General features: G+C 36.0%; 22 protein-coding genes, 1 pseudogene and 1 riboswitch. Of the genes and pseudogenes, 2 read left to right on the top strand and 21 right to left on the bottom strand.

The features are described from left to right. Window positions 1-51: 51 nt before the first annotated feature. Window positions 52-239, bottom strand: a riboswitch (cobalamin riboswitch). 218 nt (window positions 240-457) lie between these two features. Both CI949_RS03275 and CI949_RS03270 read left to right on the top strand, forming a co-directional pair. Continuing rightward, window positions 458-823: a YraN family protein gene (locus CI949_RS03275; protein ID WP_290762970.1), complete on the top strand. Its 366-nt coding sequence runs from the start codon at window positions 458-460 to the stop codon at window positions 821-823. Between the two features lie 36 nt (window positions 824-859). Further along, the gene (locus CI949_RS03270; RefSeq protein ID WP_290762968.1) at window positions 860-2,386 is read left to right on the top strand and encodes a YifB family Mg chelatase-like AAA ATPase; all 1,527 of its coding nucleotides are present in this window, start codon (window positions 860-862) and stop codon (window positions 2,384-2,386) included. Here the strand turns inward: CI949_RS03270 and CI949_RS03265 are convergent. The 21 genes and pseudogenes from CI949_RS03265 to deoA form a co-directional block, all read right to left on the bottom strand. Further along, entirely contained in the window at window positions 2,369-2,815 is a 447-nt protein-coding gene (locus CI949_RS03265) for a QueT transporter family protein (protein ID WP_108140831.1), read from the bottom strand. The genes CI949_RS03270 and CI949_RS03265 overlap by 18 nt on opposite strands. A gap of 74 nt (window positions 2,816-2,889) precedes the next feature. After that, window positions 2,890-3,702 carry a ribonuclease HII gene (locus tag CI949_RS03260; RefSeq protein WP_290762966.1) on the bottom strand — a complete coding sequence of 271 codons (813 nt, stop codon included), beginning with the start codon at window positions 3,700-3,702 and terminating at the stop codon, window positions 2,890-2,892. Continuing rightward, window positions 3,692-4,576 carry a ribosome biogenesis GTPase YlqF gene (gene ylqF / locus CI949_RS03255; protein WP_290762964.1) on the bottom strand — a complete coding sequence of 295 codons (885 nt, stop codon included), beginning with the start codon at window positions 4,574-4,576 and terminating at the stop codon, window positions 3,692-3,694. Before ylqF ends, CI949_RS03260 begins: the two co-directional genes overlap by 11 nt. A 95-nt stretch (window positions 4,577-4,671) precedes the next feature. Further along, entirely contained in the window at window positions 4,672-5,025 is a 354-nt protein-coding gene (gene rplS, locus CI949_RS03250; RefSeq protein ID WP_111571250.1) for a 50S ribosomal protein L19, read from the bottom strand. 31 nt (window positions 5,026-5,056) lie between these two features. Next, window positions 5,057-5,641 carry an RNA methyltransferase gene (locus CI949_RS03245; protein ID WP_108140824.1) on the bottom strand — a complete coding sequence of 195 codons (585 nt, stop codon included), beginning with the start codon at window positions 5,639-5,641 and terminating at the stop codon, window positions 5,057-5,059. Continuing rightward, window positions 5,634-6,386, bottom strand: coding sequence for a tRNA (guanosine(37)-N1)-methyltransferase TrmD (gene trmD / locus CI949_RS03240; protein ID WP_290762957.1), 753 nt, complete (start codon window positions 6,384-6,386; stop codon window positions 5,634-5,636). The genes CI949_RS03245 and trmD overlap by 8 nt, the downstream gene beginning before the upstream one ends. Window positions 6,387-6,397: 11 nt before the next feature. After that, window positions 6,398-6,910: a ribosome maturation factor RimM gene (gene rimM, locus CI949_RS03235; RefSeq protein WP_290762955.1), complete on the bottom strand. Its 513-nt coding sequence runs from the start codon at window positions 6,908-6,910 to the stop codon at window positions 6,398-6,400. Between the two features lie 21 nt (window positions 6,911-6,931). Then, window positions 6,932-7,159, bottom strand: coding sequence for a KH domain-containing protein (locus tag CI949_RS03230; protein WP_108140818.1), 228 nt, complete (start codon window positions 7,157-7,159; stop codon window positions 6,932-6,934). A gap of 19 nt (window positions 7,160-7,178) precedes the next feature. After that, window positions 7,179-7,442 carry a 30S ribosomal protein S16 gene (gene rpsP, locus CI949_RS03225; RefSeq protein WP_076543573.1) on the bottom strand — a complete coding sequence of 88 codons (264 nt, stop codon included), beginning with the start codon at window positions 7,440-7,442 and terminating at the stop codon, window positions 7,179-7,181. 47 nt (window positions 7,443-7,489) lie between these two features. Then, window positions 7,490-8,830, bottom strand: a complete 1,341-nt coding sequence (gene ffh, locus CI949_RS03220; RefSeq protein ID WP_290762951.1) for a signal recognition particle protein — start codon at window positions 8,828-8,830, stop codon at window positions 7,490-7,492. 12 nt (window positions 8,831-8,842) lie between these two features. After that, a complete protein-coding gene (gene ylxM, locus CI949_RS03215) occupies window positions 8,843-9,196 on the bottom strand; it encodes a YlxM family DNA-binding protein (protein ID WP_290762997.1) in 354 nt (117 codons plus the stop codon). Between the two features lie 380 nt (window positions 9,197-9,576). Continuing rightward, on the bottom strand, window positions 9,577-10,500 hold the full coding sequence (ftsY, locus tag CI949_RS03210) for a signal recognition particle-docking protein FtsY (RefSeq protein WP_290762949.1): 924 nt from the start codon (window positions 10,498-10,500) through the stop codon (window positions 9,577-9,579). Continuing rightward, window positions 10,501-14,109 (bottom strand): chromosome segregation protein SMC, encoded by a 3,609-nt coding sequence (gene smc, locus CI949_RS03205; RefSeq protein ID WP_290762947.1) that lies wholly within the window; start codon window positions 14,107-14,109, stop codon window positions 10,501-10,503. A 66-nt stretch (window positions 14,110-14,175) separates the two neighbouring features. After that, the gene (locus CI949_RS03200; protein WP_290762945.1) at window positions 14,176-14,436 is read right to left on the bottom strand and encodes a stage V sporulation protein S; all 261 of its coding nucleotides are present in this window, start codon (window positions 14,434-14,436) and stop codon (window positions 14,176-14,178) included. 151 nt (window positions 14,437-14,587) lie between these two features. Continuing rightward, window positions 14,588-15,298 carry a pseudouridine synthase gene (locus CI949_RS03195; protein ID WP_290762943.1) on the bottom strand — a complete coding sequence of 237 codons (711 nt, stop codon included), beginning with the start codon at window positions 15,296-15,298 and terminating at the stop codon, window positions 14,588-14,590. Between the two features lie 64 nt (window positions 15,299-15,362). Next, window positions 15,363-16,049, bottom strand: a complete 687-nt coding sequence (gene scpB, locus CI949_RS03190) for an SMC-Scp complex subunit ScpB (RefSeq protein WP_290762941.1) — start codon at window positions 16,047-16,049, stop codon at window positions 15,363-15,365. Window positions 16,050-16,053: 4 nt separating this feature from the next. Further along, entirely contained in the window at window positions 16,054-16,782 is a 729-nt protein-coding gene (locus tag CI949_RS03185) for a ScpA family protein (RefSeq protein ID WP_290762939.1), read from the bottom strand. A 17-nt stretch (window positions 16,783-16,799) separates the two neighbouring features. Next, the gene (locus CI949_RS03180; protein ID WP_290762937.1) at window positions 16,800-17,441 is read right to left on the bottom strand and encodes a site-2 protease family protein; all 642 of its coding nucleotides are present in this window, start codon (window positions 17,439-17,441) and stop codon (window positions 16,800-16,802) included. A gap of 29 nt (window positions 17,442-17,470) precedes the next feature. Beyond that, window positions 17,471-19,102 (bottom strand): CCA tRNA nucleotidyltransferase, encoded by a 1,632-nt coding sequence (locus CI949_RS03175; RefSeq protein ID WP_290762935.1) that lies wholly within the window; start codon window positions 19,100-19,102, stop codon window positions 17,471-17,473. Between the two features lie 66 nt (window positions 19,103-19,168). Next, window positions 19,169-20,497, bottom strand: coding sequence for a nicotinate phosphoribosyltransferase (locus CI949_RS03170; RefSeq protein WP_290762933.1), 1,329 nt, complete (start codon window positions 20,495-20,497; stop codon window positions 19,169-19,171). A 22-nt stretch (window positions 20,498-20,519) separates the two neighbouring features. Beyond that, a pseudogene (gene deoA, locus CI949_RS03165) lies at window positions 20,520-20,835 on the bottom strand (pyrimidine-nucleoside phosphorylase); the annotation flags it as partial.

The following is a 20,835-nucleotide window of genomic DNA, read 5'->3' as shown; positions in this document are numbered from 1 at the left end:
TGAGGGTGTCAGAATAGATATAGTTAGCCCACAACCAGTCCTGTCTCGAAGATGGCTGTTATCCTTTTAGGCAGGTCTCCTGACTTTACAGCTTTACCGATTTACCTTCCCCAGCGCCATTGATGAGTGAGTGGTAATTAATCGGCCTACTGATTAACAGTGGCGGACCCGTTCAGGAATTTCACCTGATTCCCTATTATCTTCTAATTTAAAGAAGCACCTAAAAAGAGAACATTATTTTCTTTTCTAATAATTATTATTCTTTAAACTCAGCTGAAATCCTCTAATTAATTTTTAATAATCCAAAATAATTATTTTTTGAATATTATAGATATTTCTTATTAAATAAAATCTTTACTCTCTCTCCCAGATTATAATAAAAAAAATTAATTTTTATGCAGGAGTTTCTATTTATTTACATAATTATATAATATATTCTATTTAAGGAGGTATTTTGATGGCTTTACACAATAAAATCGGAGAAATCGGTGAAAATATTGCAGTAAAATATTTAAGGCAGGAGGGTTATTATATTATTGAAAGGAATTATAGAAATCAGTTTGGAGAAATTGATATTATCGCTGCTAAAAATAATTATACAATTTTTATTGAAGTTAAGAGCCGCAGCTCCGAAAGTTATATTGAGCTGGCCCACTCTCTTTATAATCAACAGATTGCTCACCTCCGTCGAGCGGCAATCTATTATTTTGCTGAAAAAAACATTCATTTAAGTTCAATTCGTTTTGATTTAATTGCTTTAAAAATTGATCCTGCTGCCAGACGTATTGATAAATTAAAGCATTTTAAAAATATAATAGAATAATTTGTAGTTCTGACCCACTTCAGAAAGGAGACTTAAATGTATTCCTATCTCTATTCAGCAGTAATACATGGAGTAATGGCAGAAATGGTAAAAGTTGAGGTAGATATTTCAAGAGGGCTTCCCGGCTTTAATATTGTTGGGCTGGCGGGAAAAACTGTTCGAGAATCAGCTAAAAGAGTCCGTTCAGCGATTATCAATTCCGGTTTTGAATGGCCAGTTAAGAAAATAACAGTCAATCTAGCTCCCGGTAATATAAATAAATATGGCTCTCATTTTGACCTGGCAATTGCTGCAGTTCTGCTGGAATGTTCCGGCCAGATTAAAATTAAAAATAAAGAAAATAAATTTTTTGCTGGTGAATTAAATTTAAATGGAAATATTAATCATGTAAAAGGTGTGCTTTCCATGCTGCTTACAGCTGCAGAAAACAATTATTTACAGGCTGTACTGCCAGGCGCAAATCAAAAAGAAGCTGTGCTGGTTAAAAATTTAAACCCCTATCTTCTAAAGCACCTGCATGACCTTAACAATTTAGAAGCTGCAGCAAAAAGAAGTGGATTTAAACCAAAATCAAATAACGATTCTGGGCTAAATTATCCAGAACTCAGCCAGATCAGGGGTCAGAAAAGTGCCAAAAAAGCTGTGGTCGCAGCTGCTGCTGGAGGCCATAATTTACTTTTGATTGGACCTCCCGGTTGTGGCAAAACAGTTCTGGCAGAATCTATTGTAAAACTGCTGGCACCACTCAACAAAAAAGAACTGCTGGAAACAGCCTCCATCTACAGCATCAACAATAATTTAAATGAACTTAATTTGAAGAAGAAATATCGCCCTTTTGTTGCTCCTCATCATTCTATTACCTCTGCTGGTTTAATTGGAGGAGGTCAGATACCTGTACCTGGAGAAATATCTCTGGCACATAATGGAGTTCTCTTTTTAGACGAGCTGCCGGAATTTAAAAATTCTGTCCTGGCCAACCTGAGAGAACCCCTGGAAAAAAAGAAAATTAAAATTGTCCGGCAACAGGGAAGTTACTATTTTCCGGCAGATTTTCAGTTTCTGGCGGCAATGAATCCCTGCCCCTGCGGTTTTGCTGGAGTTAAAGATCGAGACTGTAACTGCTCGGAAAGAGATATTGTCCGCTATCAACAGAAATTATCAGGTCCATTAAAAGATAGGATTGACCTGCAAATTGAAGTTCTGCCTCTAAAAAAAGATGAAATCTTATATGAAAATTCTGCTGCTGAAGAAATAAATTATCTCAAAAAAATAAAAAAAGCCCGCTCAATGCAGGCTCAAAGATACCAAGATACTGGAATCAAAAATAATTCAGAGCTGAACTTAGAGGAAATAGAAAAATACTGTCAGCCCAGCAGCAGTGCCAAAAAGGTTTTGGAGCAGGCCTATGAAAGCCTCAAATTAAGTGTTCGCGGTTATATCCGCCTAATGCGGGTGGCGAGAACTATTGCTGACTTAAATTCAAATCCTCAAATTACAGAAACCGATCTTATTGAAGCTGTTGATTTTCGCTGGTACGCAGAAAAATCAGAAATGCTTCTTTAGATATTTAATTAGTGGTACTCCAAGAATTAAAACAACAGCTGCCTCACTTAGACCAATCTGGATTACATTTAACCAGTAAGGGAGGTCAAATAAAATATGCAGATAAATACTGATTAAAAATGCATTAAATAAAATTGGACTTAAATAAGCGAAAATATTATCTCTGTTTTTATAGGTCACATAAGCAGCCAGTAGAGTAACCAGACTTCCTCCAATAATATCAATTAAACCAAGGCCTCCAATCACATTGGCCAGCAGTACTCCTAAAAATAGGGCCGGAACTGCTTCTGGAAATAAAATTGGCAGAACTGTTAAAGCTTCAGCTGCTCTAAATTGAATTGGTCCAAAACTTACTGGAGCCAAAAAATATGTAATCACAACATATAAGGCAGTAATCGCTGCTCCACGAGCTAATCTTTTTGTATTCATTTTCTTATCTCCTTTCTTAAGAGCTTATATTTTTAAATTTTAATAAATAACAAAGTTATTAAACTCAGTTAAATTTACTCTGGAACTCTCCCAAATGATTTGCGGTGGATCGGAGAAGAGCCATATTTTTCTAAAGCAGCTATATGTTCAGCAGTACCATAGCCCTTGTTGGACTTAAAGTTGTACTGAGGAAATTTCTCTGCATATTCAAAAATAATATTATCCCTGGTAACTTTAGCGATAATTGAAGCAGCAGCAATTGCATTTACATCTGCATCTCCATCAATTATAGATTTTTGAGCTACAGTCAGCTCAGGTATAACTGCATTGCCGTCAACTAATAAAATATCAGGGTTTGCAGCTAACTGCGGCAGTAAATCCTTAACTGCCCTCTTCATAGCAACAAAGGTAGCTTCACGAATATTGTATTTGTCAATTTCGCTGCTTGTTGCTTTACCGATACCCACTTTTGCCCTGGCTTTAATTTTTGAAAATAGAGTTTCTCTTTTCTTTTTTGATAATTTTTTGGAATCATCAAGTTCATAAATTTTAGCCTCTGGGTCAAGGACTACTGCGGCAGCTACTACAGGCCCTGCCAGAGGTCCACGTCCGGCTTCATCCAGCCCAACAATAATCTGATGGCCCTGAGTTCTAAGCTCTGCTTCCACAGTATTCATCCGCTCCCACTTAGCTTCTATTTGCTGCTGCCGCTTAATTTTGCGCTGCAGTCTGACAGCAACTTTTTGAACTCCTTTGCGGGAATCCTGGTTTAAATTTTTAATTATCTCAGGTAAATTTTTATCTATTTTCAGCTCGGCAGCAAAGTTTTTAACCTCTTTAACTGTCAGCTGACTGAACTCGGGTAGATCTAAATTATCATCTTTCATTCTGATCAGCTTCCTTTAAATTTTTTACTTCTGCTGGTTTTTCTAAAGTTATCTGACCTAACCTGCCATCTCTAAAATCATTGATTACTATTCCAGCTGCTCGGTTGCGGTCAACCTTACCACCGGTCATTAAACAGCCCCTTTTGCGGGCTATATCGGCCAGCACATCGTAGGGATGGGCTTCTAAATAGTCAAGGCTGTAAGCATCTATTAAGATTTCCTCATTGATCTCCTTAATAAATTTAATCAATTTGTAAGCTGCCAGCTCAGAATCAAAAATATCATTGTCCACAGCCCCGGTTAGAGCTAACTTATATGCCTTATCTTCATCACTAAATTTTGGCCATAAGATTCCAGGTGTATCAAGAAGACGCACCTTTTTACTAACATTAACCCACTGCCTGCCTCGAGTGACTCCAGGTTTATTACCAATTGTTGTAATATTAGAACCAGCTAAAAGATTAATTAAAGCTGATTTTCCAACATTGGGAATTCCAATAATCATTGCCCGCAGTCTCCGAGGGTTTCTTCCCTTTTTTGAAAGTTTGGCAGCGATTTTGTCATAGGTATTATTTAAAATACTCTTTAATTCACTGACACCCTCTCCAGTTAGAGAATTTAATAAAACTGCTTCCTCAGCTGTCTTATCCCGAAAATAGTCAATCCACTTTTGATTATATTCTGGATCAGCAAGATCCTTTTTATTTAAAACAGTTACCTTGGCCTGTTTATCTATTAATTTCCTCAGGTCAGGATTCTGACTGCTTAAGGGAACTCGAGCATCAGCTACCTCAATAACAATGTCAACCAACTTTAAATCTTCTTTTAATATTCTCTTTGCTTTGGCCATATGGCCGGGATACCACTGTATCATAATTAAAACTCCTTAAAACTTTTTCTGAAACTAATTTTTAAGCCATTTAATATTGAAAAAAGGTGGAGAAAGCCCCCACCTTAAAATCAAAATAATTATTTTCTTTCTTCTCTTTTTTCTTTAATTCTAGAAGCCTTACCTCTTCTATCCCGTAGATAGTAAAGACGAGATCTTCTAACATCACCACGGCGTACTACTGTAATTGTATCTAGTTTAGAAGTATGTAGTGGGAAAGTTCTTTCCACTCCTACACCGTGAGCAACCTTACGAATAGTGAAAGTCTCACTCAGACCACCACCATTTCTTCTGATTACAACACCTCTAAATGGCTGAAGTCTTTCTTTGCCACCTTCAGAGATTAATACTTTTAGATCTAATGTATCTCCAACAGCAAATTCGGGGATATCATCACGAATTTGTTCTTTTTCTATTTCATTGATAATGTTCATCTATAAACCTCCTCTCAAAAAATAATTAAATTTATGCCTCCCACCAGGGATCAGATAACAGACGATCCATTATGATTGAAGCAGCACTTCTAACTGACAGATGATTAAAATCTCCCCTACCCCAAATAGGATAGAGTATATAATCACAGTCAGCAACCATTTCCTTAGTTAATCCATAACCAGTTCCATAAATAATCAAAAAGGGACGATCAACCTGCTGTAATTCACTGCGCATATCTTTATAGGAAATTGTATTTGGATATTCACGAGCATCAGTAGCAATCAGTAGAGGTTCCTGACCTGTTTCCTCTCTAATTTCTTCCTTTACTTCTTCAAGTTCAGAAGCAATCTCGAGAACAGAAAAAGCCTGGTGGCGGTTATATACATAATCAGCACCCCGACCTCCGGTCCAGTAGTCTCTTACTCGTTCTACCAGTTCCTGCTGTGATTTTAGATTATTGATAATATAGTATTTATTAATATCATAAGTTTTCGCAGCTCTTGATATATCATGTAGATCATAATTTGTTACAGTTGTTGTTATAACTTCACCCAGTTTATTATAAATAGGGTTATGGACTAAGCCAAGATAAACATCTGCCTCAATTTTACTCATCAACTTCACCCTTTAGTTCCAGCTTAATTTCTTTAAGTAATTTTTTTTCTAAATCGCTAAGATTTCTAGCTTCCAGTAAGTCTTTTCTTCTTAAAAGAGTTCTTTTTAAAGACTCTTTTTTTCGCCAGCGCTCGATTAACTGATGATTACCACTGAGCAGCACATCGGGAACCTTAAGGCCATTAATCTCTCGAGGTCTGGTATAATGAGGATGTTCTAAAAGTCCATTATAAAATGAATCCTTTTTAGAAGAATCTTCATCTCCCAGAACTCCACTTAAGAGTCTGGAGATTGAGTCAACAAGCACCATTGCCGGCAGTTCTCCCCCGGTAAGCACATAGTCACCGATAGAGATTTCCTGATCGACAATTGTTTCTCTGACCCGCTCATCCACACCTTCATAACGGCCGCAAATTATCGTTAAACCTTCTTCCTGACTCAGATCCTTTACTAAATCCTGAGTCAATTCCTGACCCTGAGGACTCATTAGAATAGTCGTTGATTTATGTCTCCTTTTATTTTGAGTATCCCGCCAGGCTTTAAAGATTGGTTCTGCCTTCATCACCATACCAGCACCTCCACCATAGGGTGGCTCATCTGTTGTATGATGTTTATCTTCAGCAAAATCACGGATATTTACTGTTTTAATATCTATCAAGTCTTTTTCTCTGGCTCTTTTTAAAATACTCTCACTAAAAGGTCCCGTAAACATTTCGGGAAAAAGGGTTAAAATATCAAAAAACATAAATTCAGCTCCTAAAGATCTAAGATCCCTGGAATAGGATCAACAATAATTTTTTTATTTTCAAGGTCAATTTCTATAATCATTTCACGACTGGCAGGCAGCATATATTCTTTATCCTGGCCTTTGACCAGGAAAATATCTGTGCCTGAAGTGTCAATAACATCTATTAATTTTCCCAGATATTTGTCAGATTCAAGATAGACATCACAGTCTATTAAATCATCGACATAAAAGTTATCTTCTGGAAGTAAATATTTTTCAGACTCATCAATTAAGACCTGATAATTTTTAAGTTTTTCTGCTTCATTAATTGAATTAATGTCAAAAAACTTGATTACTACAAATTGTTTGTGAAAACGGATATACTCTATTTCCAGTTCTTTAAGCTCATCTCCTCTTTTAAGATAAACAGTATCTAAATCAAAGAATCGCTCTGGAATATCGGTGGTTGCTTTGACACGAACCTCACCTTTATTTCCCTGAAAACGAGTTATTATCCCAATTTCTAAATAATTATCACTCAATTATTTCACCAGCCTGAAAAATTATTTAATATCAACTCTTACTTTTGTTCCTTCTTTGGCTGCAGCAGCATTAACAACGGTTCTAATTGCTTTAGCAATTCGGCCTCTTTTTCCAATGACCTTTCCCATATCTTCATCTGCAACAGAAAGCTCCACAGTAATAGAATTATTATCTTCAACCCTATTAACTGAAACCTCGGAAGGATTGTCTACTATGGATTCGGCAATAAATTGAATAAGTTCTTCCATGGAGAAAACCTCCTTTTAATTACTCATTACCGTGGTACTTAGCCATTACACCAGACTTCTTTAATAAAGTCTTAACTGTATCTGAAGGCTTTGCACCATTATTTAACCACTTGAGTGCTTTTTCTTCATCAATATTATATGTTTCTGGTTCAGTTGTAGGGTCATAGAAACCTAATTCCTCAACAAAGTATCCCTGAGGAGCTCTCTTGGAATCAGAAACAATAACTCTGTATGATGCATTACGCTTACTTCCCATTCTTTTTAAACGAATCTTAACTGCCATCTATCAAACACCTCCCTCCACTGCTAATAAAAGTTACAAATTCTATTTTAATTGAAAAATGGTAGATTAAAGCCTCCACCTTTTTTCATTTTTCCACTGTTTAACTGCTTCATCATCTTTTTAGTCTGTCTGAACTGCTTTAAAAGACGATTTACTTCCTGGATGCTGGTTCCACTTCCCTGAGCAATCCGCTTACGGCGAGAACCATTAATTACTTCTGGATCTCTTCTTTCTTCCGGTGTCATAGATGAAATTATAGCTTCAATATAATCAAGCTGTTTATCATCAACCTGCATATTTTTAAGCTGTTTTGCTCCACCCATCCCGGGAATCATGCCCAGAATATCTTCCATTGGACCCATGTTTCTTACCTGATCCATCTGTTCCATAAAGTCTTCTAAAGTGAATTCGTTCTTTCTCAGTTTTTCTTCCAGAGCCTGAGCTTTTTCTTTATCAATGCTCTTTTCTGCCTTTTCGATTAAACTTAAAACATCTCCCATACCTAAAATACGAGATGACATACGATCAGGATGGAATGTTTCTAGATCCGCAAGTTTTTCTCCAGTACCGGCAAATTTAATTGGTTTACCGGTTATTGCTTTAATAGATAAGGCTGCACCACCACGGGCGTCACCATCCATTTTTGTTAATACAATTCCATCAATGTCAAGACGATCGTCAAAGTTTTTAGCTACATTAACAGCATCCTGACCGGTCATTGCATCAACAACCAGCAGAATCTCATCTGGCTCAACTGTAGACTTGATAGATTCAAGCTCTTCCATCATTGTCTGATCTATATGCAGTCGTCCTGCTGTATCAAGGATAATTGTGTCACAGTTGTGAGAAGAAGCATAATTAATACTTCCTTTAGCTATATCAACCGGGTCACTGTCTTCTCCCATTGAAAACACAGGCAGGTCAAGTCTTTCTCCAAGCACCTGCAGCTGCCTAATCGCAGCCGGGCGGTAAACATCTGCTGCAACTAACAAAGGACTCTTACCATCCTTTGATAATTTGCGGGCCAGCTTACCTGCACTTGTTGTCTTACCAGAACCCTGCAGTCCAACCATCATAATAATTGTAGGAGGTTCCGAAGCAATAGCAATATCTTCTTTACTTCCACCCATCAATTCCTGCATTTCTTCATTTACAATTTTAATAACCTGCTGGCCGGGAGTTAAACTGTCCATAACTTCCTTACCAACAGCTCTATCTTCAATTTTTGAAATAAAGTTTTTAACAACTTTGTAGTTAACATCCGCCTCTAAAAGAGCCATTTTTACCTCTTTTAAAGCAGCTTTAACATCTTTTTCTGTCAGTTTACCTTTTCCTCTTAATTTATCAAAGGTATCCTGAAGCTTTTCAGCTAAATTTGAAAAAATCATAATTTACCTCCTCTAGAGGATCGATTTAATCGATTCCAGTTTTTTGCGCAGATCCTGATTTTGATCTACAGCTAAAATACCTTTAGCTGTCATCATTTTTTCTAAGTCATTTATATTTTTTCTAATTTTATTATATTTCTCTAAAAGTCCAAGCTTAGCTTCATAATCTTCTAAGCTCTCTTCACTTCTGTGTAAATGATCATAAACTCCCTGCCGGCTGATGCCTATATTATCAGCAATCTCCGAAAGAGATAAATCATTATAAAAGTAACTTTTGATTATCTGCTGCTGTTTTTCTGTCAGCAGAGATCCGTAAAAATCAAATAACATTGTAATTTTAATTGTTTTCTTTAGCAAAAAAATCACCTGTAAAGTTAATTTACTTAACACAGGTGATAGTATATGATATTTTGGAGCTTTTGTCAAGCTAAAATTTCAAAAAAACTACCAAAAATTTTATAAATGATATTTTACTAAAGCACAGTAATTAATCTCCAGTAAAAATATAGATTAAACTAGTTTTCATAAATTAAAATTAATCAGGTTACCTTCCTGGTCAGCACATCGTGTGCTGCAGTCAGCTGGCAGACCTCCTGTCTGCAGACCTGATTAATTTTATTTACTCATTAAGTTTAATTAACTATATTTTTAAGTCACTAAATTACTGTGCTTTATTTTAAAATATATTATATAATTTTGCAGCTTTGAAATTTAAGCTGACAAAAAACTTTTGATTAATATCTTAATTACTCTTCACTGCTGAAAAGGGCCTCGATAAATTCTTCTGGATCAAAGTTCTGCAGGTCTTCTGCTGCTTCTCCTACTCCAATTAGTTTGATTGGAATCTGCAGCTCATTTTTAACAGCAATTACAATACCACCTTTGGCAGTACCATCGAGTTTGGTTAGAGCCACTCCATCAACATCTACAGCATCGTTGAAGAGCTTGGCCTGAGAAATTGCATTCTGGCCTGTTGTAGCATCCAGGACAAGCAGTACTTCGACTCCAGCATTCAATTCTGCTGCCTCCCTATCGATTACTCTTTTTACCTTTTTTAGCTCTTCCATAAGGTTAGTCTGAGTATGCAGGCGGCCTGCTGTATCTACAATTAAAAGATCTACATCTTTAGCTCTGGCAGATTGAACAGCATCATAAGCAACTGCTGCTGCATCTGAACCTTCCTGCTGAGCAATTACATTAACTCCAAGCCGGTCACCCCAGATCTGAAGCTGCTCAATAGCTCCAGCTCTAAAAGTATCACCTGCTGCGAGCATTACCTTTTTACCCTCTTCTTTGTAACGACCTGCAATCTTAGCAATGGTGGTGGTTTTTCCAGCACCATTAACTCCAACTACCATAATAATATTTAAATCTTTATCAAATTTAAAGCCACCTTCGTCATTCTGCAGTAAACTCTGCAGCTCTTTCTGAAAATAGTCCATTAATTCCTCTGGTTCAGTTATTTCTTCTTCATCAACATCTTCTTTTAATTTTTCAATCAGGGTAAATGTTGTTTTCACACCAACATCTGCCTGAATTAAAACTTCTTCTAATTCTTCAAATAAATCATCATCAATATTTGTTCTGCCAGTAAAAATATTTGTTACCTGATTGACAAAGCTTTCTTTTGTTTTTTTAAGTCCATCTTTTAATCTCTGTAAAAATCCCACTTATAAAGCCTCCTTGATATAATTATCATTAAATTCTTCTGCCTGATCTAACTTTAAAGAAACCAGACGTGATACACCAGATTTTTCCATAGTTACACCATAAAGCGAATCTACTTCAGTCATCATATAGCGTCTGTGAGTTATAATAATAAACTGAGCTACTTTTGCATATTTTTTGATAAAGCTGGCAAAACGAACAATATTAACATCATCTAGGGGAGCATCAATTTCATCCAGCACATAAAAAGGACTTGGCTTAACCTGGATAAAGGCAAATATCAAAGCAATCGCTGTTAAAGCCCTTTCCCCACCAGAAAGTAAGGATAAACTCTTTAAACTCTTCCCCGGAGGCTGAGCGTGGATTTCTACTCCAGTTGTTAATAGTTCTTCTGGATCGGTTAATTTAAGTTCTGCCTTTCCTCCCTGAAAGAGAGCTTTAAAGACTTTTGAAAACTCTTCCTTAACCTGATAAAAAGTATCTGCAAACATTTTTTCCATTGATTCTTCTATATCAGAAATTACAAGTTCGATTGAATTGCGGGCATGTTTTAAATCAGCCTGCTGTTCATGCAGATAATCCAGCCGGTCTTTTAATTCAGCATATTCTTCTACAGCCGCCTCGTTAACAGGATGCAGGCTGTCCATCTTCTTCTTCAAATCATGAATTCTGATTTCTACTTCAGCTTCATCTTCATCCTCAATTTTAATTAACTGATCTTCCTCAATTTCCTCTGGACGGAGTTCATAGTCATTAATTAAAATTGATTTAATATTTTCCAGTTTATCATCTAATTTGGTATATTTTAAGTCAAGCTGATGAAAATTATCTTTTACTTTATTTAACTGCTCCTGCAGTTCTTTTGCTTCTTTTTCCTTGCTTTCAACTTCTTTTTCCAGATTTTTAACCTCAATTGTTAAACTATCCTTTTTCTGTTTTAGTTTTTCACCCTCAGATACCAGCTCTTTTTTCTGCTGCTGTAGTTTAACTTTGCGGTCAGCAATTCTCTCCAGATCACTGCTGATCTCATTAATTTCTTTTTCACGCTCTTTAATTTCTTTTTCCTTAAGTTCTAAAGCCTGCTTTTTATCATTTAGTTTTTCCTGAGCATTATTTCTTTTTTCTGAAATCCTGGCTCCATCAAGTTCTAATTCCTTCAGCTGAGGTTCCAGTTCCTTAAGATTTTCCTGCTTTATTTTTAAAGCAGCTTTTAAATCATTGGTCTCCGAATTAAGATTTTTAATTTCTGCTTTGAAGTCTTCAATTTTTTTCTGTTTAGATTTAATGGTCTCTTTATTATCCTGAAGACTGGTGTCCAGCTCAGAAAAATTATCCTGTCTTAAATTCTGGTCAGATTTTAATCCTTTTAAATTTTCTTCAGCTCTATTTTTATCATTTTTAATATTGTTTTCTTTCATTTTTAGAGCCTGTAAATCAGATTTGAAATCCTCCAACTTCTCTCTTTTCTGGTCCAGCTCTTTTTTATCATTTTCTAATCTTTCGACAAGTGATTTTCCTTTTTGCTGTAATTTACTTCTGCGTGACTTCAGGTCCTCAATTTTTCGACTGCGGCCAATTAAATCTCTGCTGTTGCTGGAGCTGCTTCCTCCAGAAATAGCACCACCAGGATAAACAACATCTCCTTCGGTGGTAACAATCCGAAAACTACGCCTGATATTTTTGGCCATCTTAACAGCATGGTCGAGGTTATCACTGACTACAATCTGTCCTAAAAGAAAATTGAAGATATTTTCCAGGCGCTCCGGAAAATCTACCAGATCAACTGCCAGACCAATAAATCCTTTCTGCTCTGCCAGCTTGTCTAAATAACGATCACCAAGGCGGGAACCATTAACCATATTTAGAGGTAAAAAAGTCGCCCTACCTCTGTTATTTTGCTTAAGGTATTTTACAGCATCTTTTGCTGTCTGGTCATCTTCAACAATAATATTCTGCATCTTGGCGCCGAGTGCAGTTTCTATGGCTTCTTCGTATTCAGCTTTGACAGAAACAATTTCTGCAACCACATCAATCAAACCACTAAACTGCTCTCTCTTTTCTAAAATACTGCGCACACCATTATAATAACCCTCATAACTTTCCTGCATCTCTTCCATCAGCTGCAGTCGAGAATTATAATGCTGATAATTTTCTTTTGTCTCTAAAAGCTGATCTTTACCTGCTTCTAAAACTTGCTCTTCTTTACTGATTTTAGCTTTTAAAGCTTCTAATTTACTCTGTTTATTTTCGATCTCTTTTCTAACTGCAGCCAGTTCTTTCTCTATTTGAGAGGCGCGATCAGATTCAGTCTTTATCTTCTCATCTATCTGATTTTGGTCTGAAGATATTTCCTCCAGCCGATTACTAGAAATTTCAACCCGCTCTTTTAATCTCTCTAGAGCTGAATTTTCCTGCTGAATTTTCCTTTTTCTAGCTTCGATTTTATTTTCTTTTGCCTTAATTTGCTGATCAAGAACTTCAATCTTTTTTTGGTTCTGAGCAATATTATTTTTCAACTTATCAATCTCTTTTTTAATATTCTGCTGGTCAGAATTTATTAGTTCATAATTTTCGGCTGCTTTTTTTACCTCTTCCTGCTTACTTTGACACTCTGTTTTGAGTTCAGCAATTTTAGCTCTTAGGTTTTCCTTGTTTTCTATGTAGTTATTTTTTCTCTCTTCCATAACATTAAGGTTATTTTTAATCTCATTTACCTTGTTTTGATTCTGAAAGTAGCTGTTGCTGACTTCTTCCTTTTCATTTTTTAGAGCTTTAAGTTGATCTTTATTATTATCCAGCTGATAAGAAAGGGCATTATAGCTGCTCTGCTTTTCATTTAATGTTTTTTCCTGTGCTTTTCTTTTTTTACTTAGATCTTCAAATTTAGCTGAATTTATTTTCCACTGTTTATTTAAAAGGCTGATTTCCAGATCAGAAAGCTCATCTTTATAACCTTTATATTTTTTAGCTTTTTCTGCTGCTTTCTTTAAGGGATCATGCCTTTTTTCCAGTTCATCAACCAGATCATAAATTCGATTTAAATCATTATTTGTATTTTCAAGTCTTTTTTCGGCTTCTTCCTTGCGGGACTTATGCTTCATAATCCCCGCTGCTTCTTCGAAGAAAAGGCGCATTTTATCCGGTTTGGATTTGATAATTGAATCAATTCTGCCCTGACCGACGATTGAATAACCATCACTGCCCAGTCCGCTGTCCATTAAAAGCATTTCTATATCTTTTAACCTGCAGGAAGCTCCATTAATTAAATAATCACTGCGGCCGTCATCTCTAACTTCACGCCCCAGTGTCAGCTCTTTTCCTTCGACCGGCAGTTCACCACTGGAATTATCAAAAAAGAGGGTTACACTGGCTTTCCTTTTGGCATTTAATTCTTCACTGCCTGAGAAAATAATATCAGCCATTCTACTTCCCCTAAGATTTTTTGCACTCTGCTCTCCTAAAACCCAGCGAATAGCATCCACAATATTACTTTTACCACTACCGTTTGGGCCTACGACAGCAGTTATGTTTTCTTCAATTTCTATATCAGTTTTATTGGCAAAGGACTTAAATCCCTTGAGTCTAATTTTTTTTAGAAAAATATTAACCACCAACCTCACAAGTTGATTTTACATTTAAAAACCTACCCTCACGGATAGGCTTTAAAAAATCGTGATTTATCTCGGTTCTACTAAAAATTTAATAGCTGTTCTTTCTTCTCCATCAATTTCAATTTCAGTAAATGCCGGAATCATAATTAGGTCCATTCCATTGGGGGCAACATAGCCTCTGGAAATTGCAATCGCTTTAATAGTCTGATTGACTGCTCCAGCTCCTACTGCCTGTAGCTCAACTTTTTTATCCTCTCTTACTACTGCTGCTAAGGCACCGGCAACAGATTTTGGATCAGAATGTGATGAAACCTTTAATTCTTCCATAAATAATTTAACTCCCCCTCAAAATTAATATAATATTTTTTCTAAAAACAGGTGGAGACTCTTCAGGATTATTAAAAATAATCTTGAGAATATTTAAACAGCTAATTACTTAATTCTTGATCGAAGGAGTTATTCCTTCTTTTAAGCTTAATTAAAGCATATTTTTCAATTTTGTTATTTCCTGGTCACTGAGGTATCTAAATTCTCCCTCTTTAACTCCAGTAAGAGTAAGGAAGGCAAATCCAATTCTTTTTAATGAAATCACTGAAAAACCTACAATTTGAGCCATCCTTCTGACCTGCCTGTTTCTGCCTTCATGAATAATTATATCAAAATCGGTCTTATCACCTTTATAATTAACATTTGATATTTTAGCCGGTGCTGTTTTTTGACCATCAATAACCATTCCATTTTCAAATTTATTAAAGTCTTCCTCAGTCATTTCTCCCTGAACAAGAACATGATACTTTTTATCTACTTCTTTTTTGGGATGAGTCAGCTTATAGGTTAAATCACCGTCATTGGTCATAATTAAAAGTCCTGAACTATCATAATCAAGTCTGCCGGCAGGATAAAGCCGCTGTTTTAAGTCAGGAATTAAATCCATAACTGTTGGCCGACCTTCCGGGTCAGAAACTGTAGTAATATAACCCTCTGGTTTATTTAATAAAATATACCTTTTTTTTTCTTCACTGATCAGTTTACCATCAACAACTATTTCGTCCTCTTTGGGGTCAACCTTAAATCCCATCTCAGTAACAACTTTGCCGTTAACTTTGACTCTTCCTTCTGCTATAATTTCTTCTGATTTTCTGCGAGAAGCAACCCCTGCATGGGCCATAACTTTCTGCAGTCTCTCCATTTTTTCACCTCAAAATTATTTTAAATAATATTATTTTCTTATTAAATTAATTTTCTTTAACTGATTAGGCTTTCTGGTCAGTTTCTTCTTTGTCCAATTCTGTTTCCTCAGCAGCCGCCTTTTCAGCTGCCTCTTCTATTTCTTCTGCAAATAGCTTTTCCACCCTCTCAATTTCTGGTAGTTCAGCTAAATCTTCAATATCCAGATACTCTAAAAACTGATCTGTTGTTCCATAAATTATTGGATTACCAATAGTTTCTTTTCTACCAACTTCTTCTATTAACTCATATTTACTTAAAGTAGTCAGAGTTCTTTCTACACTAACTCCCCTAATTTCCTCAATTTCTGAGCGGGTCACTGGCTGTCTGTAGGCAATTATTGCCAGTGTTTCCATAGAAGCAGTAGAAAGAGAAGAAACTTTTGTAATATCAAATAACTGCTCAATCTCACGAGCAAATTCTTTTTTTGTCTGAAATAAATAACTACCATTATATTCTTTGAGCTGAATTCCGAATTCTGCTCCCTGATATTTCTGCTCTAAATAGATAATAACTCTTTCTAATTTTTCTTCTGAAAATGAAGTTATCTCCTTAATTATCTCCCGGGGAAGCTTTTTTTTGCTGCTGAAAATAAGGGCCTCCACCAGAGCGATTTCCTTTGGCTTTAAATCTTCAAAACCAAGATTCTCCAGGATTTTTTGTTCTTTTTCTCTTCTTTTTTGACTGAGATAACTTATATTATCTTCGCTCATCAAATCACCTTTCCATACTGATTCGGATATCAGAAAAATTATTATCCTGAACCACCTTGATTCTCTTTCTCTTCATCAGCTCCAGTAAAGCAAGCAGACTAACCACAATTTCCAGCTGGTTGTTCTCTTCTCTGATTAACTGATAAAAAGAAATCTCCTGATTGACCTTTCTTATATCTTTTAAAATATCTCTAATCTTATTGCGGATATTAAATTTTTCTTCTTTAAGATATTCAAGTTTGGGATTTCTTAAGACCTCAGTTTCTTCCTCTTTTTCGGCTGTTAAAGCCTTAACAACAAGCTCATAGAGCTCAGAAGCGGAAATCTCCAGATCAACCTGCAGCATTTCCGGCATTAATTTTTCAATATCAACCTGAGCTTGATAGCGATTACCGGCCTCTTCTTCCCATTCTTTAAGCATCTGAGCAATATTTTTAAATAATTCATATTCTCTCAAGCGAGTTATCAGCTCATGTTCACTCTCTTCTTCCTCTTCATCCTCTTCCTGAGGCAGCAGAGCCTTAATTTTAATTTCAATCAGCTCGGCAGCTATAATTAAAAACTCACTTGCCAGATCAATGTCAAATTCCCGCATCTGATCTAAATAATCAAGATACTGATCAGTAATTTTGGCAAGTGAGACCTCACTGATATTAATTTCATTCTTTTTGACCAGCTGATATAAAAGTTCCAGTGGACCTTCAAAGTCATCAAGCACTAATTTATAATCCATAACTTAACCTCTTTCGCTTAAAGTAATATTCCGTAAATGGTATTAACCAGTGGACCAATAATACTCCAGAGAACACCTGTATAAGCTAAGAGTAGTAATAAAATCATTCCATAAGGCCCTTCCAGTTTGCGGATATACTTATCAAATTTAGGTGGTAAAATTCCCATTAAAATTTTGGAACCATCAAGTGGTGGCACCGGCAAAAGATTGAAAAAGCCCAGACTTAAATTTATAATCACTGCCAGCTGAAAAAAGACAAAAAATGTCTGCACAAGATTGCCATAACCGGCCATCTGCAGCTGATATAAACTTGCCGAACTGAAATAAACAATAACTCTTGCAATTAAAGCAAATAAGGCGGCCAGAAAAAAATTAGATCCCGGACCGGCCAGACTGACGAGCATCATTCCCTGTCTTGGATTTTTATAATAATTTGGATTAATTGGTACCGGTTTAGCCCAACCAAAACGTCTGGTTAAAACTAAAACCAGGCTGCCAATCGGATCCAGGTGGGCCAGTGGGTTTAAAGTCAGTCTCCCCTGTGCTTTGGGAGTTGGATCTCCCAGTTTATAGGAAACATAGCCGTGCATAAACTCATGTAAAGATAAAGAAAGTAAAAGCACGGGTATTAATAATAGTAGTTCATAAACTGTACTCATTATTTCACCTCTCAATAAATCTATTTAAATTAAATAATTTCTCTTAGATATTCTAAAGCCTCAGCGCGAGTGCTGAGCTGTCTGCGCAGTATCTGATCCCGGACTTCAAGTAAATATTCTCTGATTTCCGGTCCCTGCTCCACTCCCATTTCCAGCAGATCATGACCGGAAACTGGTATTTCTACCTCATTTCTGAGCTGCAGGTGATTAAAAACTTCTTCCACATATTCCTGCTTATAATTCTGAACCGTAAACATAACTAGTTCTTCTGCCTGATAGGACTCCAGTTCCCTAAATCTCAAAGCCGGATCTTTAAGATCAAAAACTGAAGCATTAAGCTCTTCCCAGTTTTTATGAATAAAAGTTTTCTTTTCTGGAATCGAAAGCGGCCAGGACTTAATTACGCTTTCTTTATTATTATAAAACAAAATCATTAATCTGACAAGGAAATGATTAACTTCCAGCCCTTTTTCTCTGCTTAAAGCAAGCAATTTTTCTCCCTTAAGAAAATCAGAATCTATACTGCTGTTAAACTGGTAATTATCTCTAATTAAATTTAAAACTGGAATTTGATTTAAAAGAATAGATGAAAACTGCGAAATATCTTTTCTGGCATCAAAAAGATAGGCAAGTTCTGTAAATATTCTTTCTAAGGCCAGTTTATGATAATCATAATTTTTTAAAGAACGCCTGCTTAATTCTACAGTTTCAGCACTTAATTTAAAATCTTTTAAAGTCTGAAAGCGAATTCCCCTTAAAATTCTTAAAGGATCATCCCGAAAGCTGTAGTTGTGAAGCACCCTGAGGATACCATTTTTTAAATCAGTGAGACCACCAAAAAAATCATATAAAATACCTTTTCTATCTGGATGCAGATCAATTACCAGAGTGTTAATTGTAAAGTCACGGCGAAACAAATCAGAAAAAAGATCAGCTTTTTCTACCAGCGGCAGGGAACCAGGGAAATGATACTTTTCTTCCCGGCAGCTTGCTATATCAATTGAGTAGCCGTATTCATTGTGTAAAAAACCGGTAGAAAACTTGTTATTATAATCATACTCATAACCAAATTTTGCTTCTAAATGAGCAAAAAAGTCTTCTAAATCACCATCAAGTAAAATATCAAGATCTTTATTTAACGGCAGATCGATCAATAAATCTCTAACCTGGCCTCCAACCAGATAGAGATTATATCCCAGCTCAGCAGCTTCTGCAGCAAGTTTTAAGAGCAGTTCTCGTCTCTCTTCAGGCAGTTCTTTTAATAAATCTGATTTATAGTGGAGAAAAGATGCCTGATTATGATTGTTCTTCTGATATTTTTTTAATAAATCCAGGCCCTTATCCAGGTCGATACTTAAACTCTGATATTTATAGTTTTTATGATAGCTAACCTTATGCTCTCCTGCTTTTAATTTGCCTAAAAACTGAATTTTATATTTTAACAGGTTAACACTTTCTTTATTAAAATAGACATTATCTTCATCAATTAGATAATTGTTTTCGACATAATATCTTTGGTCTTCCTGATCAACTTTTAAAGCTATTTTTTTGAAATCAACTTCTTTTAGATTATTGACTTTGATGATCTGACCATTAAAAGTATAATATTCTTCTGCCATTGAATTAAGAAGTTTATCTAATAATTCATTTTTCTTTTTCATTATTATTCACCACTTTAAAAGACTGCCTCAATAGAGACAGCCTGAATTATAATCAAAATTTTATTTCTATCCAATTTTACTGAGGTCTATTTTTTCAAGTTTTGGATTTTCCGCAGCTGAGCGGCCAACTTTTGCCAGGTCAATCCATTCTCCATCATATTTGACCTTTACAACATCTGCTGTAAAATCATTTTTGGTTCCCTCACAGGAACAGTTGGATAAGAGCCAGCTGCCGACTCCATAAATATCCACGGGCACCTGTGATGATTCAAAACGATCAATTTTTGCGGGGTTAAAACCACCAGTTGCAATAATTTTTACATCCTGACAGTAATTTTTAGCTATTTCCAGATCTTCAGGTCTTAAATCCCACTCCTGGTAGGCATTATCCACAGCGTTGCGCAGGTTGAAAATAAGTCTAGAATTTACACCATTATCAAGTTCTTTTTTGCCGAGTGGCTCAACACTTTTATCTCTTAAATCAGAAGAATTATCAGGTCTTACCCCAAATAATTTATATTTTTTTGCTTCCTCTTCCTGTCCAGCTTTTAATAATTCAAGATATTTATCAAACATCGCCTTTAAAACCTCTAAACTTGTATTAACACAGTCATTATCAAAATCAACCAGAGCAATCCGGTTCACATCAAGCGGCATTAAACGACAGAACTGCAGCATTGCTTCGGCAGTCTCACCCAAAAATGAAGCTACATAAGAATGGCTGATAGTTCCACCACCTTTTCCTCCCCACCAGGCTCCCTGCTCATCAGTAGAAATATAGCGCTGAGTGTTGGTTCCATATTCATTATTATAGGCATTAACCCCTAAAGAATAAGCATAACCGTGCATCGCCTGTGATTTATAATGGGTAAAACGAGCCGGGAAGAAAAGGATATCTTTTCCCCGAGCGGCAACCATCACCTCATAGACATTGGTAGCAATTCTTGAGGCTTCTGTTAGTGAACCAAGCATTGGAGTTTCTAAAATTGAAAAATCACGATATCTGCCCCTAATTTTTATTACCGGATCAACATTATGAGGATTCCCTTTATAATATGCCTTTTCCCCATCATGACAGGCCTCTACCTCTAAGTTAGATGAGGTGTTAATAAAGTTCCCAGCTTCATCTTTATAACCTGTAGCAGTTTTTAAAATTGAAAGTGCTTCATCTATTCCACCAAGAATGCAAAATGGCTGACGTCTGGGAAAAATCTGCATTTCCACTTCAATATTTCCAATATCCTGTCCCTGAAACTGATAGCCTTCTTCAGAGAGAGCAGTTAAAATACCTGCAATATTACGAAAATAAACATCTGAATACCAGCCATCAGCCATTCTTTCTCTATCTAACTGGAAGAGTTCAGTTTCCAGACGCTCACCATTAAAAATAGTCATAAACTCACCTCTAAAAATTCACTTATTTAATTATCTCATAGATTAACTTGTTTTTTGCTTTCTCTGCTTCAGTAATTGTAAACGCTTTTAGTAATTTTTGCTTTGCTTCTTCAAGATTGCTGCTGTCATTATAATGTAAGACTGCTAAAGTATCACCCTGACTGACCTGGTCACCTGTCTTTTTATTTAACTCTAAACCAACAGCGAGATCAATTTGGGATTCTTTGTTTTCACGACCGGCACCTAAAATCATTGCTGCCAGGCCGACATCTAAAGCTTTGATTTCAGAAATATAACCTGACTGTTCTGCTTTTACTTCAAAAACTCCAGCAGCAGTT

The organism is Halanaerobium sp., from assembly GCF_003070835.1.
This window is presented reverse-complemented; position numbering and strand designations above follow the sequence as displayed.